General features: G+C 39.3%; 5 protein-coding genes. 2 read left to right on the top strand and 3 right to left on the bottom strand.

Features of this window, described 5'->3' with window-relative positions:
* Positions 1–260 precede the first annotated feature (260 nt).
* Together SAGCYANO_RS25095 and SAGCYANO_RS25090 are read left to right on the top strand one after the other, a co-directional pair.
* Positions 261–1,214 (top strand): glycosyltransferase family 2 protein, encoded by a 954-nt coding sequence (locus tag SAGCYANO_RS25095; RefSeq protein ID WP_202222583.1) that lies wholly within the window; start codon positions 261–263, stop codon positions 1,212–1,214.
* Between the two features lie 166 nt (positions 1,215–1,380).
* Complete coding sequence (locus SAGCYANO_RS25090) at positions 1,381–3,435, top strand: chloride channel protein (RefSeq protein WP_237396664.1); 2,055 nt, start codon at positions 1,381–1,383, stop codon at positions 3,433–3,435.
* Positions 3,436–3,710: 275 nt separating this feature from the next.
* Here SAGCYANO_RS25090 and SAGCYANO_RS25085 read toward each other — a convergent pair whose 3' ends face one another.
* From SAGCYANO_RS25085 to SAGCYANO_RS25075, 3 genes are all read right to left on the bottom strand, one after another.
* The gene (locus SAGCYANO_RS25085; RefSeq protein WP_202222581.1) at positions 3,711–8,168 is read right to left on the bottom strand and encodes an AAA family ATPase; all 4,458 of its coding nucleotides are present in this window, start codon (positions 8,166–8,168) and stop codon (positions 3,711–3,713) included.
* Between the two features lie 52 nt (positions 8,169–8,220).
* On the bottom strand, positions 8,221–9,276 hold the full coding sequence (locus SAGCYANO_RS50630) for a serine/threonine-protein kinase (protein ID WP_202222580.1): 1,056 nt from the start codon (positions 9,274–9,276) through the stop codon (positions 8,221–8,223).
* Between the two features lie 483 nt (positions 9,277–9,759).
* On the bottom strand, positions 9,760–15,525 hold the full coding sequence (locus tag SAGCYANO_RS25075) for an AAA family ATPase (protein WP_375339987.1): 5,766 nt from the start codon (positions 15,523–15,525) through the stop codon (positions 9,760–9,762).
* Positions 15,526–16,187: the final 662 nt, after the last annotated feature.

Below are 16,187 nucleotides of genomic sequence, written 5' to 3'. Positions count from 1 at the left end.
GGGTGGGTTCCCCACACCCAACTATACAATAACTATTCAACCGGACATGATATTATCTCCTGGGTTGACAATTATAAACTAGATATGTATCATTTGGGCGAGAAGTGATTCAACAATTAATTATTAATTATTAATTATTAATTATTAATTATTAATTATTACCTTTCCTTTAAAACGGATAGGATTGACGAACAGGAAAATTTTTCTTTATTATCCCCTTAAAATGGGAGGCTTTAAACCACAATTTTTCGGTAAAAACTATGAAAAATATAGATTATTCTATAATTATTCCCATCTTCAACGAAGAAGAAATTATCCCTGAACTATGGCGACAGTTATTAGATGTTTTACAGCGACTTGATGGTAATAGTGAAGTAATTTTTATCAATGATGGTAGTGTAGATTCTTCCTTTGAACTGTTAAAAAAAATAAGTCAGCAACACTTAGAAGTAAAAATTATTAACTTTTCTAGAAATTTTGGGCATCAATGTGCTTTGTCTGCAGGAATCGATCATGCTGATGGAAAAGCTGTTATTTTAATGGATGGAGATTTGCAAGATTCTCCTGAAGCAATTATTAGTTTTTCAAGACTTTGGCAAGAGGGATATGATGTGGTTTATGCTATTAGAAAGAATCGTAAAGAAAAGTTGTTGAAACGATTAGCATTTAAAAGTTTTTATTACATTCAAAGGAAGTTGTCAGGAATTATCACTCCCATGGATGCAGGTATCTTTTCATTAATGGATAGAAAAGTCATATTAACTCTACGGCAAATGCCAGAACGCAACAAATATTTAAGTGGTTTAAGAGCTTATGCTGGATTTAAACAAATAGGAGTTTATGTAGAACGTGGTCCTCGATATCGAGGTGAGCCTAAAGTTTCAGTTGCTAAGTTATTTAAGCTTGCTTTTGATGGCATATTTTCTTTTTCAACTATTCCCTTGAAAATAGCAACTATTTTAGGGTTAGTATCTGCAATTTTCTCTTTTATTATCGGAACAATTGGTCTTTACGTTAAATTTGTTTTAGGGCAAGAATTTTTATCCTGGGCTTATGGTTTAACTACAACATTTTTTATGGGGGGAGTACAACTGCTGTCTCTAGGAATTATTGGAGAATATATTGGTCGTATTTATGATGAGGTTAGACAAAGACCATACTATATTATTAGAGAAAAAATTGGCTTTGAAAAAATCAGTTCAGATGAAAGTTGAAAACTTCAACTTTGGAACGTAATGAGGATAATGACAACAGAAAAAAATCCCTAATTAACAAAAAATATTCAAGTATAATTTCCAAATTCTATATTGGATCAGCATATTTTTAGTAATACTTCCAGCAGTCGCAATGGGAATATTAATTCTGACTTACAGCGTTAATATGCCTTATTGGGACCAATGGAATCTCATGCCTCAATTATTCATAAAAATTTCCCAAAATTCCTTGTCCTGGCAAGACTTGATTGCTCAACATAATGAAAGTAGAAAACTATTTCCACGACTAATATTTCTCGGACTGGCATATTTAACTAACTGGGATGTGAGATATGAAATGTTAGTAATATTTATGTTAGCTTGTCTAGTTTCTGTTAATATTTATCGCCTCAATAGATTAACTGTAAACGCTAATTTATTGACAACTTCAGTCATAGCTTTATTAGCAAATCTACTGATATTTTCTCCAATTCAATATGATAACTGGTTTTGGGGAATCCAATTAGTAGTTATGATGCCGATCGCTTGTATTACTACAGCAATTTCAGTTATCTATTCCTACTTTAATACTAGATATAAATTTTTAATTTGTATGATGCTTTGCATCATTAGTACTTTTTCCTATTCTAATGGGATGATAGCTTGGGTAATTGTCTTACCTGTACTCACATTAGTTACGGCAAAATCAACGTCAGATTTACTGAAACAAAAATGGTTATTCTTAAGCTGGATAGCAGTTTCTATCAGCAATATAATTATCTATTTTTATGATTATCAAAAGCCTAAACTTAGCCCTAGTCTCATACCAGCATTTCGGCATCCAGAGCAGACTTTACATTTTTTCCTAGCCTTTTTGGGTTCTCCTTTAGGTTCTGGTTTTGAAATATCTCCTCTTACTTCTTCGATATTTATTGGTGGAGTAGAAATAGGAATATTTAGCTGTTTATTTATTTACCTACTCAAACATATTAAAAATCTGCATCTTTTCCAGAGAACAATTGGTTGGATAATGATTGCTTTCTATTCAATCATTAGTGCTTTAATTACTGCCGTTGGTAGAGTTGGTTTTGGACTAGAAAGTGCTTTATCTTCAAAGTATACAACATTTTCTCTTTATTTAATAATCGCGATTATACATTTATTACCAATAGTTTTTAGTCATATTTCTAGTCAGATAAATCCGAGGAAATCGCAAGTATGGCTCCATAAAATCACCGAAAAATTTAGGTATAAAGCCTCTCCATTCATGGATAAAAAAGCGGTAGTTAACGGAGCTTCCCTCGCCATATCCAATCGACCAAGAGAAGAAAAAAAATTCTTTGATCCAATCCTCTTATTTATAAGAAGAGGTAATTCTAAATTCTTAATTCTAAATTCTAAATTCTTGAAAGTAGCGATCGCCATAACTGGAGCGATGATTTTACACTATCAATCATTTACTTATAGCGTGAAAGAAATTAAATCCAGCTATCAATTGCGTATGGAAGGAAAAACTTGTTTGTCATTCATTAATATCATTGAAAATAAATCTTGTGTTGAAGAAAATATTTTAGCAAGTTATGATTATGTTAAAGATTTAGTCAATAAACTTAACTACTTAGGTATGTTAAAACCTAATTTAGTTACCAGCAATAATATCAAAGCGATAGCTAATAAAAAACAGAAAGATAAAAATTATGGTTCATTAGATGGAATTATACCTTTAAATAGTTGGTATTTTGTCAATGGTTGGGCATTTTTACCAGACCGTAATGAACCTGCGGATGCAATTATTTTAACCTATAAAAAAGAAGGAAGAAGGAAGAAGGAAGAAGGAATAAGGAATAAGCGTATGGGGACTCAAACTCCAACTAATGAAGAAGGAAGAAGGAATAAGGAAGAAGGAGGAAAGAAGAAGGAAGAAGGAATAAGGAAAAAGTGGATGGGGACTCAAACCCCAACTAATTATAAACACCCTGTAGATGACGGGGTATTAAACTCAAAAGAAAAAGATGATTGGATTATTTTTGATGTTTTGATGTCTGCTCAAACTCCAAGAGAAAATTTAGTTCAACTATTCAATAATCCAGCATACCTTAATGCAGGTTGGGAACAAACAATTTCTGGTAAATTATTACCAAAAGGTAAGTTGAAAATTGCAGCTTGGGCATTTGATGCTAAATCAGGTAAAGCTTATAAATTAGATACAAATCACCAGATTATAAAAAATGGTAGTATTTAACAATTAATAATTAATAATTAAAGCTTGTAGTTGGGCTTTAGCCCTATCTAGAGTTCGGGCTAAAGCCCAACTACAAACAAAAATTTTATTATAACTAATAGACATCTCCAAAAATTAAAAATCAAATCAATTCTTATCCATAAATTATCAATTATTCCCCTCCTGGGAGGGGAGGGGCGAGGGTGGGTTCCCTGTTCCCTGTTCCCTGTTCCCTCTTTTCTGGAGATATCTAATCATCCGGACATTATATTAGTAGAGCAAAAAATAAAAGTTTACTAAAGAGGCAGAACAATAGCAAATTCTGTGCCTTCTCCTAATTCTGAAGTCAAAACAATTTGACCTCCATGTTTTTCTTCTACAATTTGCCGGGAAATTGATAAACCTAAACCCGTACCTTTTCCTACTCCTTTAGTCGTAAATAAATGTTCAAAAACTTTTTCTTTGACTTCCTTACTCATGCCCATGCCATTATCTCGAATGCGGATGATTATCTGTTGTTTTTCTCTGTCAATTTCTGTAGTCAGAATAATCTGATTTGGTGCAGTTTCAATCTCCTCAAAAGTCTTACCTAGATTATTTTCTTCTAAAGCATCAATAGCATTAGCAATTAGATTCATAAATACTTGATTTAATTGTCCTGGATAGCAATTAACTTCCGATAAATTACCATAGTTTTTCACCACTTCTATTTCTGGGCGTTTTTCATCAGCTTTGAGTCGGTGTTTGAGAATTAATAAAGTGCTATCTATTCCTTCGTGGAGATTAAAAGGAACTTTAGCTACAGTATCGGCACGAGAAAAGATTCTCATTGATGTGCTAATTTCAGTAATCCGCTTGATACCTTGTTTGATCGAATCAATATTTTTGGGTAAGTCTTCTATGAGATAATCTAACTCCATCTCCTTAACTTTATTCAGAATTTTTTCACTAGGAGAAGGCAATTCTGCTTGATAAAGTTTCAACAGTTCAATTAGGTCTTGAATATAATAGTCAGTAAAAGTGAAATTCCCAGAAATAAAACCTAATGGATTGTTGATTTCGTGAGCAATTCCGGCAGTTAACTGACCAATAGAAGCCATTTTTTCACTTTGCACAAGTTGCAGTTGTGCTTGTTTCAACTCCTCAAAAGATTTCTGCAATTGCTGCTGTGTCTGCTGAAGCTCTTGCACTGTACCTTCAAGTTTTTTAGCATAATTTTGAGATTGTTGGTATAAGCGGGCATTTTCAATAGAAATCGCTGCCTGGGAACAGACTAAATTCAGCAGTTCCACCCGTTCGCTGCTAAAAGCTCCCGCACTGAGATTATTTTCGAGGTACAAAATACCAATGAGCTGACCTTGATTGAGAATAGGGTTACAGAATAAGCTTTTGGGTTGCTGTTGTATGAGATAAGTATCCGATGCCAAGTGGGTGTCTTGAACCCCGTGGTTGAGAATAATAGGTTTTTTAGTGCGTTGGACGGTACGAACAATGCTGGCAGGGAGACGATCGCTATTGTCGAGGGAGGTTAGGCATAACTGACAGGTTTCTTCTATGCACTGAGAAACAATTTCCCAAGTTCCGTCATTATTCAAGATTAATGCAGCTTTGTCAGCTCCTGCATTTTCGAGGACAATTTTCATCAGTTGGGAGAGCAAGACTTCCAGTTCGATTTCTCCAGAGAGCGCTTGAGAGGCTTTAATGGCACTAGAAATATCGAGAATGGAGGTATTGGCATTACTGGTGGTGCGAAGGGTTCGATCAGAGGTGAGGGTGGTTTTAGTCTTGAGAGTTAGAGTCGATTTTGGTTGTTGGAGGATGGGAGTGAGGAGTTGGGGATAGGTGGCTTCGAGGTGGTCGGTTTTGGCTTTTGCACCCCACCGGGCATAACAGTAGTAAGCTTCTACCATGTAGGTTTGGGCAATTTTTTCTTTGCCCCATTCAAGGTAGAATTTTGCTGCGAGTTCGTTGGCGAGAGCTTCTTCTTGAGTGAATCCATTTTCTTTGGCTCCAGAAATAGCGCGATCGTATATTTCGATCGCTGAACCTTTATCGTCTAAAACACGGTGGCGTTCTGCTTCGACGAGCAAGTATTTGTGCAAAAAGTTTTCCGGACAACTTTCAGTCCATGCTTTTAGCTGTTTTTGCTTCGTTTTCACCTGTTCTAATAGCTCTACTTCCTCTTGTGGCGATCGCCTGGAATATAACTGGAGTAAAACTAAAGAAGCATAGTAGTAATAGTTACTAATTGTTGTATATCCTGCGGCAGCATCCAGAATAGTCCCTGCCTTTTTAAAATATTCAAAACTCTCCTCAAACGATTCCAACACATAGCAAGAATGGATATTGAGACAATAATGGAAGCAGACTGAGGTCCAGGCTAATTCTTTATTCTCATGAATAATCGCTTCTGCTTCAAGTCGTGATGCTGACTGCTCATATTCATCGGCAGACAAACAAAGTTTTTGGACAAAAATTCTGGTGGCAGCCAAAGCACACAGCAAAAGAACGTCTTTGCTTTTCTCTGCGACTAACCAGTAGTTATTAATATCCTCAGCAACGCTACTCAGATATTCTCCCTGAAACAGGCGGTTTAATATATTGCAGTACAAATTGTAACCGCTGAACTGAACTTCGCCCGCTTCAGTACCCGCCAGAAAACAGTCGTAGTTCACCTGTGCGGCGCCTTGAATTGGCTTTGCCCACACATGAAGCGCAGCACCCAGAAACAGCCCAGCTTTGCATCGCTCCACCTTACTGTTGAGTGTGTAGCTCAAGTCTAACGCCAGCTTGCCAAACTCATACGCACGCTGGTACTCGGCTTTGATTACATTTAAGAACAGTCCATAACTGGCATAAGCTTTGATCGACTCATCAATATTGCCATATTTTACAGATAGTGAAGTAGCTTTTAAAGAGACAAAATTAGAAAGGTCGAAATTACCAAGTATGTATGTTGGTGAATTTAAAGTAACCAGTAGCTTTATTTTGGCCGCAGTTATTCTATCCACTTGAGTGGGCAACTCTAAAAGCGACGATATAGAACGATTCTCCATCTGTTGCTCAATCATAGAAAACTCAGAATTGATTAACTCGGGCAAGTTTTCCGTGTCAACATCAATTCCCAGCTCATTCAGCCCAGTTAATCCTACTTCTATAGACTTTTCACAATTACCTTCTAGTACAAACTTGACGATTTCAAGGATGTAAAATTCGATGCGGTCTACGGAGTCGCTAATATTATTCAGAGCTATGGCAATAGCATCTTCCAGCTTGCCATACTCAGCATCTGCCAAATAAGCTTCGCACAAACCTTTGTACAGCTCGAAAAACAGATTGTATTCACTGCTCCAAGTCTCTGACTCCAGCAATTTAATACCAGTTTCCAGGTACTCGATCGCCGCTTTGTAGGCCACTGAAGACAGAGCCTTTTTGCCGACTCTGAGGTTAAGTTCTGCCAGTCTCTTCTGCTCGCTTTTCTCCGTGAGTAAGCTTTGACCAAAGTTTAAATGATTAACAATGGCAAACAGTGCCTCCTCTTGTTCTTCCTCCGAGAAGTTCTCGAGGAAATATAATCCAATTCGATAGTGAACAGCCGGTTTTTCCTCGTCAGGAATTAATGAGTAAGCAGCCTGTTGAACACGATCATGGAGAAAACGATACTCAACCGTAATATTTTTGGCTGATTTAGCCGATTCAGATTCGCCCTGGAAAAACTTGTAGGTTTCGCTTTCTGGAACAATTAACCCCTCTTGCAGGGCTGACCACAAGTTCGTCGCGACATCTTCCCTCCCTTGTTGACAGGCAATGCATAACGTTTCCAAGTCAAAGCGGTTGCCAATGAAGGCCGCCAGCTTCAAAAGGTCTTGGGTGCTGCCTGGCAATTTCTGCAAACGACTGACCATAAATGTTACCACATCATCAGTCAGTGACAGTTTTTTCACTTGGGTTAGGTCGCATTGCCAATAACCGGCTTCTGCGTTCAGGGTGATGTGGTGGTCCTGGTGCAGTCCCAGCAAAAACTGTGTGGTGAAGAATGGATTTCCCTGAGTTTTTTGATACACTAGCTTGGCTAGTGGCGCAGCAATATCCTCGGAACACAACAGAGTCTCGGCGGTCAAGCGCGTGATGTCCCCTTCACCGAGGGGCTGGAGGGTTAAGGTGTTGATGGGGGTGCTTTGTTTGGCAATGTCGTTTAATGTCTGGATGAGCAAGTGAGCAGGGGAGACTTCGTTGTCGCGATAAGCTCCTAAAATCAGTAGGTATCCAGACTCTGTTTCGACTTCTGATGGTTCCATCAGGTGCTTTAACAGGTTTAATGAGGCAGAATCAGCCCACTGCAAGTCGTCTAGAAAAATCGTTAGGGGGTGTTGCGCGCTGGTAAAGACTTGGACGAATTTTTTAAATAGTAGGTTAAAACGATTCTGATTCTCGCTGCCTGATAGTTCGGCGACTGGAGGTTGTTTACCAATAATGTTGGCAACTTCTGGGATTAGACTAATGATGACTTGTCCATTTTCTCCTAGAGCTTCTAATAGCTTCTCTTTCCATATTTCTAATTTGTTGTCAGATTCACCGAGTAGTTGTCCTATCAGTTGACGAAAGGCTTGGGCGAATGCGGAGAAGGGAACATTACGGTTGAATTGGTCGAATTTGCCTTTGATGAAGTAGCCGTGCTGCCGGGTAATGGGTTTGTGTATCTCGTTGACGACGGCGGTTTTCCCGATGCCGGAAAAGCCAGCTACGAGCATCATTTCTGTCCCCCCCTTACTAAGGGGGGTTAGGGGGGATTCTTCTCCCCCCTTACTAAAGGGGGTTAGGGGGGACTCTTCTCCCCCTTACTAAGGGGGTTAGGGGATTCTTCTCCCCCTTACTAAGGGGGGTTAGGGGGGGATTGGCCACTCGTTCAAAGGCATCAAGCAAAGCCTGAACTTCTGTTTCCCTTCCATAGAGCTTTTCGGGAATGAGGAAGCGATCGCTCACATCCCGCTCTCCCAACTCAAAAGTCTCAATTTTCCCTGCCTCCTCCCATTGAGACAGACATTTTTCCAAGTCAAACTTTAACCCCAAAGCACTCTGATAGCGGTCTTCGGCATTTTTGGCCATTAATTTCATCACTATATCTGACAACACTTCCGGTATTTCTGCCTTTAATGGTGGAGGTTGTTTGGATATATGACAATGTACTAATTCCATTGCGTCGCCACTGGTAAATGGTAATTCTCCACTTAATAACTGATATAAACTTACCCCTAGACAATAGAAGTCGCTACGATAGTCTATTCCTCGATTCATCCTTCCGGTTTGCTCTGGTGAGATGTAGGCTAAAGTTCCTTCTAACACATTGGGTGTTTGAATGGTTTGAGTTTCTTTTGGCAGTAAGGTAGAAATACTAAAGTCAATAATTTTAACTTGTTTAGTTTCGGGATTAATGAGTATATTTGCGGGTTTAATATCTTTATGAATAATGCGATTTTGGTGCAATTGATAGATAATTTCTGCTATCTCAATAGCGATGTTTAAAAATAGAGATATGTCTTTGGCTTCGCGGGGTGGTAAATTTTGATAATATTCACCTAAAGAAATGCCACCAAAATCTGGCATAATTAAGGCATAGCCATTCTGATAACTAAAGAGAGCTAATGGTTTGACAATACCCTCAAAAGACAGATTGCTAGCAATGGTGTATTGGTTGCGAAACTGGACTAATTCATAAAAGGAAGGAAACTGATTGCCCATCAGTTTGATCGCCACTGGTTGAGCATTTGCTTTAGCCACTGCGCGATAGACGACAGTACGCTCGCTCTCATGTATTAAGTCGCCGATGTCGTAATCAGTTAAGTTTGTTATAGTTAAGTTCATGGCCAGATCATTTCAGTTATCAGTTATCAGTTATCAGTTATCAGTTATATCATGTCCGCTTGAACAGTGATAAATAAATAACTACGGAGGAGTCAGGAGTCAACCCACCCCTAACCCCTCCGGTGGAGGGGAAGTCAGAAGTCAGGAGGAAAGAGGGAAGAAAGAAGAAGAACTGGAGTTGAAGGAGAAAGTTTTTTTATAACTAATTATCCGGACATGATATTACGGCATATTCCAAGTATATGAAGTACAGATATTAACACAGGACTTACGCAGAGACTCTACATATAGGGAGGGCGAATGCCATTTGCTAGCGCAAAGCTCCGCTAACGCCCCTACAAATGGTGGTTGAAAAGTCAATTTGCGTAAGTCCTGTAACAATTAAACGTTCTCAGTGCGGGCATCTTGCCCGCTTCGGAGTGTACCTCACCAAAGTGGAATCCGCTGTATCAGTTATCAGTTATCAGTTATCAGTACCTCGCTTTAACTTAAAGGTAAAGTAATGATGAATTTTGTGCCTTTACCTAATGCTGAGATACAATCAATTGTTCCTCCATGTTTTGCTTGAATAATTTGCTGGGATATTGCCATCCCTAACCCCGTTCCTTTGCCCACCCCCTTAGTTGTAAATCCCTGCTCAAATATTCTGGAGCGCACTTGTTCGCTCATTCCTGGACCATTATCAGCAATTTCTACTACCGCCATGTTTTTGTCCGTACTTAATTTCGTACTAATAGTAACGCAATTATTATTGGCTTCAATTTCACGGAAAGTTTGGCCTTCATTTGCTTCATCTAATGCATCAATGGCATTGGCAATAATATTCATAAATACTTGATTTAATTGTCCTGGATAACACTGGATATTCGGTAAATCTCCATAATCTTTAATTACTTTAACCCCCGGACGACGATCGTTAGCTTTGAGGCGATATTTCAAGATTAACAGGGTGCTATCAAGACCATCATGCAAGTTAAACTCGCTTTTATTCTCCGTATCGGTGCGAGAAAAAGTACGCAAGGAGACGCTAATTTCACCAATGCGCCTAATTCCTGTTTCCATAGATGCAATGGTTTTGGGTAAGTCTTCCATCAGAAAATCAAGTTCCAGTTCCTCTATTTCATCAGTCAGTCCAGGACTAGGGTTCGGTAGCTCTTCCTGATATCGCTCAATAATGGTAAACAGATCGGCAAGATACTCTTGGATAATATTGATATTGCCACCCATAAAACCCAGGGGGTTATTAATTTCATGAGCGACTCCCGCCATCAGATTTCCTAATGTTGCCATTTTTTCTGTTTGTACCAGTTGCAACTGTGCTTTTTGCAAGTCGGTCAGTGCTTGTTGTGCTTGTTGGTACAATTGGGCATTTTCCAGAGAAATTGCTGCCTGAGAACAAAGCAAATTTAGCACTTCCACCCGTTTTTGGGTAAATGCTCCAGCTACTTGATTATTTTCTAGGTAGAGAATGCCAATGAGTTTACCCCGAGCTATTAAGGGTAGGCAGAAAATTGATTGAGGTTGATATTTTTGAATATAAGCATCGCCAGCATAAGCATTGTTGTTACTAGCGTTATCCAGAACTAAAGGCTTTTGGCTGTGCTTGACTTGGTTGACAATACTCAAAGGTACTGCATGAGTGATTACCACAGGAAGAGGGGTCAGGGTGGAATTTTCTGGGCCAGTAACCAGAGCTGTCAGCATTAATACTTGGTCAGTAAACAGCATCAATGCCACGGTTTCAGCACCAGCATTTTCTCTGACTACTTGCATTAAATTAGTTATTGCTCCTTCTAAGGAGATATCTTCTGAGAGAGTACGCGATGCTTTCATTAGGGTGGCTAAGTCTAACATTTCTCCCGACCCTGTGGTTGTTTTGGAAATTGTGCCTTGAGTTAAATCGATCGAAGTAGCACTAGAGGTCGAGCTATAGAGTTGTCTTTCGATAATTGGTTTCAGGAGGAAAGGATAGCGTTTTTCTAAATCTTCCACCTTGGCTTTTGCTCCCCAACGAGCATAGCAGTAATAGGCATCTTGCATATAGCCTGCAGCTATTTTGTCTTTCCCCAATTCCAGATAAAATTTTGCAGCTAGTTCGTTAGCGAGGGCTTCTTCTTGGATGTATTCGTTTTCTTTTGCTCCAGAAATAGCTTTGTCATATAGTTCGCCCGCCTGCCATTTTTCTCCTAACACTCGTGCTTTTTCTGCTTCTACTAAATCGTATTTATGCTGGCAATTCATTGGTGCATGATGTGCCCAGTCTTTCAACTTTTCTTGATTTTTTGCTAATTGTAGCCATATTTGCTCTCGTGCTTCCTCGGTAGACTCTGAGTACAACGCTAGTTTAGTTAGGGAATTATAGAGAAAGTAGGGAGGCAATACCGGGGTTCCAGTTAAAACCGATAAATACTTTTCAGATTCCGCGCAAATGATTCCTGCTTCAGGGTAATTGCTAAATAAGTAAGCTAAAATCAGCTTATTAAAATACAAATATCCTAAAGCTAGATAGTTGTTACTTTGAAGATAAATTGGCAGAAATTGGTGTTCGTTATATATTTCTCCATCTAAATTCCAAGGTGCTTGAGATTCTTGTTGCAAATTCATCACAGCTTGCCAAAAGATATTCAAAAGGTTTAAAGAAGATTGTTGCTGAATTTCTTGCATCTTTAAACCATAAATTTCCATGTCTCGACTGAGTTCTTTCAGTTCTTTACCAGGGATATAGGAAAAGTAGCAGTAGCTGATACCGCCATAACCTGAAAACTCGAAATCGCCTGTCTCTAATCCTTTGAGATAAACTTCTTTAAAATTAGGTACGGTGTCGTGCAGGCTTTCTTTCCAATGGGAGATACCAGTATTAATAATATAGAGTGTTTTTGCTTCCAGACTTCTAACATTCAGTTGAGATAAAACTGAAAGAGCAAGCTGTCCAAATTGATAGCCAATTTCGATGTCTTGTAAAATGCCACATTTCATCATACCGTAATTAGCATAGGCAAAAGCAGATACTGGGGCGTTACCATGTTTGAGAGAGAGAATAATTTGTTTAATTACTGTGAGCCAACAAAGATTTGGATTCGTGAAAAAAGTTAGAGCAAATAGACTCGATAAAATTTGCACTTTTGCTAGGATCTTAGGGTTAGTCATTTGTGGCAGATTAGCTAAATCTGGAATTTCTCGATCTTTAGTGAGGAAAGCAATTTCAGACCTACCTTGTTGCAAATCTTCTTCAGTGGGTTCTTCCGGCAAGTTTACTCCCAAAGATTTGAGGGCATTCAAACCAATTGCTACCCCGTCTAACAATCTGTCTTGGGCGACGCAAGCTTGTATTTTGACTTGATAAATTTTGATTCTTTCGAGAAATGTGTTAGCCTTGTTAAAGAAAATCTCTGAGAGCTTTTCCATCGTCTCAAAATCGCCATTGAGGTAGGCTAATTCAACTGATTCTTCGTAAAGTTGTAGAGTCAGTTGATAGCAATTTTGCCAACATTGCGGACCGAGCAAACCGATCCCAATTTTTGCATAATTCCAAGCAGGTTGATAAGCAGCAGAATTTTTTGCTCTACAACTGGCAATAAGGTTGTAGCGAGCGATTTCATTTTTCTCTTTTTGCTGGGTCACAAATTCTATTCCAGCATTGAATTGAGAAACAATATTGAAGATATTCCCTTCAATTTCTGTAGGCTTTGTATGACTGGCCAACAAGCGACCAATTTGCAGATGAGTATAATGTTGACGCTCTTGAGGAATTAGCGAGTAAGCAGCTTGTTGAACTCGGTCATGCAAAAACTTATAGTTAACCAGCTCCGAAATTCCTGCTGGACTAAACTTTTGCTGTTGCTCCTGACCAAAATAAAACTTATAAACTTCACTTTGAGGTAATATAAATCCCTCTTGCAATGCTCTCCACAAAGCTGTAGAAGTTTCCATTTCCGATTGTTCGCAAACAATAGCCAAAGTAGCCAAATCAAACTGATTTCCAATGCAAGCAGCTAACTTCAACACTTCAATTGTTTCTGATGGCAGTTTCTGTAACCGCTCGGCCATAAACTCCACCACATCATCAGTAAGCGCCCTTTGTTTTACCCGAGCAATGTCACATTCCCAATGCCTAAGTTCAAAATTAAAACTAATTAATTCATCCCCATACAAACCCAACAGAAACTGAGTCGTAAAAAACGGATTTCCTTTCGTCTTCTGATACACCAAATCTGTTAAAGGTTTAGCTACCTCTAGATCGCAACTCAAGGTATCTGCCACCAAATGATTAATATTATCCTGAGACAAAGGTGCTAAGGTAATGGTGTTAATTGTTGCCTCTGCTTGCACCATCTCATCCAGGGTTAACATCAACGGATGGGTAGGAAATACTTCATTATCCCGATATGCCCCAATCGTCAACAAATAGGAGTTAGAAGCCTCACTCATCAACAGTTTCATCAAATTTAGAGAAGCGGAGTCTGCCCACTGCAAATCATCCAGGAAAATGACTAAAGGATGTTCCTTGGTGGTGAAAACTTGAATAAACTTGCCAAATAGTAAGTTAAAACGATTTTGAGCCGCACTTCCTGATAAATCTGCCACAGAAGGTTGCTTGCCAATAATTTTTTCTAACTCCGGAATCACCTCAATAATAACTTGCCCATTCTCCCCTACAGCATCAAGTATTTTGTTTTTCCACTCCTCCAGTTGAGCATCACTCTCACTCAACAGTTGCCCCATCAAGTCTCGAAACCCTTGCACAAAAGCAGAGAAAGGAATATTCCGATTAAACTGGTCAAATTTACCTTTAATAAAATACCCGCGCTGCCGGACAATGGGTTTATGCACTTCATTGACAACAACAGTTTTACCAATACCAGAAAATCCTGCCACTAGCATCATTTCTGCTCTACCTCCCCCCTCCTTACTAACAGGGGGATGAGCTACCCGCTCGAAAGCATCTAGTAAAGTTTGTACTTCTGCTTCTCGTCCATAGAGTTTTTCCGGGATGAGGAAGCGATCGCTAATATCCCTACTTCCTAACTCAAAAGACTCTATTTCTCCCTTCTCTTCCCATTCCTGTCGGCATTTTTCCAAATCATATTTTAAACCCAAAGCACTCTGATACCTATCTTCCGCATTTTTCGCCATCAACTTCATAACAATGTCGATTAGCATTTGAGGTATTTGTGTTTCACAAACCCCCTTGCTTTCTTCACTATTCCCTGTTCTTCCTTCCCTACTCCCTACTCCCTCTCTTGGTGCGCATTCCCTCTCTTGGTCAGCATTCCCTCTCTTGGTCGGCGTTCCCTCTCTTGGTCGGCGTTCCCTCTCTTGGTCGGCGTTCCCTTGCGACTGGCGTCGTCGCGGGGTCCGACCGCTTGCGACTGGCGTCGTCGCGGGGTCCGACCGCTTGCGACTGGCGTCGTCGCGGGGTCCGACCGCTTGCGACTGGCGTCGTCGCGGGGTCTGACCGCTTGCGTCTGTCGCCGACGCGGGGTCGCACCGCTGTTCCCTATTCCCTAATACTGGCATTTTCGCCAAATGACAATGTACCAATTCCATGAGGTCAGTCGTCTCAAATGGTAATGTTCCATTTAATATCTCATAAAATGTTACCCCCAACGAATAAAAGTCGCTGCGATAGTCTATTCCTCGGTTCATCCTGCCTGTTTGCTCTGGGGAAATATAAGCTAAAGTTCCTTCTAACACATTGGGTGTTTGAATGGTTTGAGTTTCCTTTGGCAGTAGAGTAGAAATACTAAAGTCAATAATTTTTATTTGTTTAGTTTCAGGATTAATTAGTATATTTGCGGGTTTAATATCTTTATGAATAATTCTGTTTTGGTGTAATTGATAGATAATTTCTGCTATCTCAATGGCTATATCTAAAAATTGGGATATATATTTTGTATGAGGTGACAAATTTTGATAATATTCACCCAAAGAAATGCCACCAATATCTGGCATGATTAGAGCATAGCCATTCTGATAACTTAACAGAGCTAATGGCTTGACAATACCTTCAATGGACAGATTACTAGCAATGGTGTATTGGTTGCGAAACTGGACTAATTCATTAAAGGCCGGAAACTGATTGCGCATTAGTTTAATCGCCACTGGTTGAGCATCTGCTTTAGCTACTCCGCGATAGACGACAGTACGCTTGCTCTCATGTATTAAGTCGCCAATTTCATAATTGCTCAATGGTGTTATAGTGAAGTTCATGGCCAGTTCATTAAAATAGTTTTTATCATTTTCTTTCATTCCAATTCTCAAGGTAGAATTTGAATGAGTTGTGAGATTATCTCACTATTTTAATTAAATCATCTGACAAATATTAGAGCCATCGGTTAGTCTACGGTTTAGTTATGTAAAGCAATAATAAAGATAGGAAAAAATACATAAGCATTCAGCTATTAGCTGTCAGCTCTCAGCTTTTGTTTGAGCAGAATTCCGCAGGAAATGCTTACATATCTTGTAGCTGTACCAGCACACTTCTTAGCCTGAATTTATATCATGTCCGGTAGCATCGGTATTGTATAGAGAAGGCAAGGAAGAAGTAGGGGCGTTAACGATAGTTATGCGCAAGCTTTCGGCCGTTTGCCCCTACAAGGCAAGGAAAAACCTTATAGAACCCATTTGAGGTCTATATAATTATGGTAATTAAGCCTTTTCGCGCATCAATGAGTGAGGAAAAATCATCAGCAAGGAGTGTTGAATTTTTTGTATTATTTCTCCCCACATCTTCCCTCCTGTCTCCTGTCTCCCCCTCCTGGGAGGGTTAGGGTGGGTTACCTCCCTGTCTCCTGTCTCTAGCTAAAGCGCATATTTATGAAGATACGGTTAGGGGTTCTATATGACGGTAGATATTTCGCTAACTTTATACACAAACGATACCAACGGACATGATATTAAATATAGAACCC

Source organism: Okeania sp. KiyG1 (assembly GCF_014132355.1).
Lineage (GTDB): Bacteria > Cyanobacteriota > Cyanobacteriia > Cyanobacteriales > Microcoleaceae > Okeania.
Note: the sequence above shows the minus strand (reverse complement) of the source record. Positions and strands in the feature narration are given on the sequence as shown.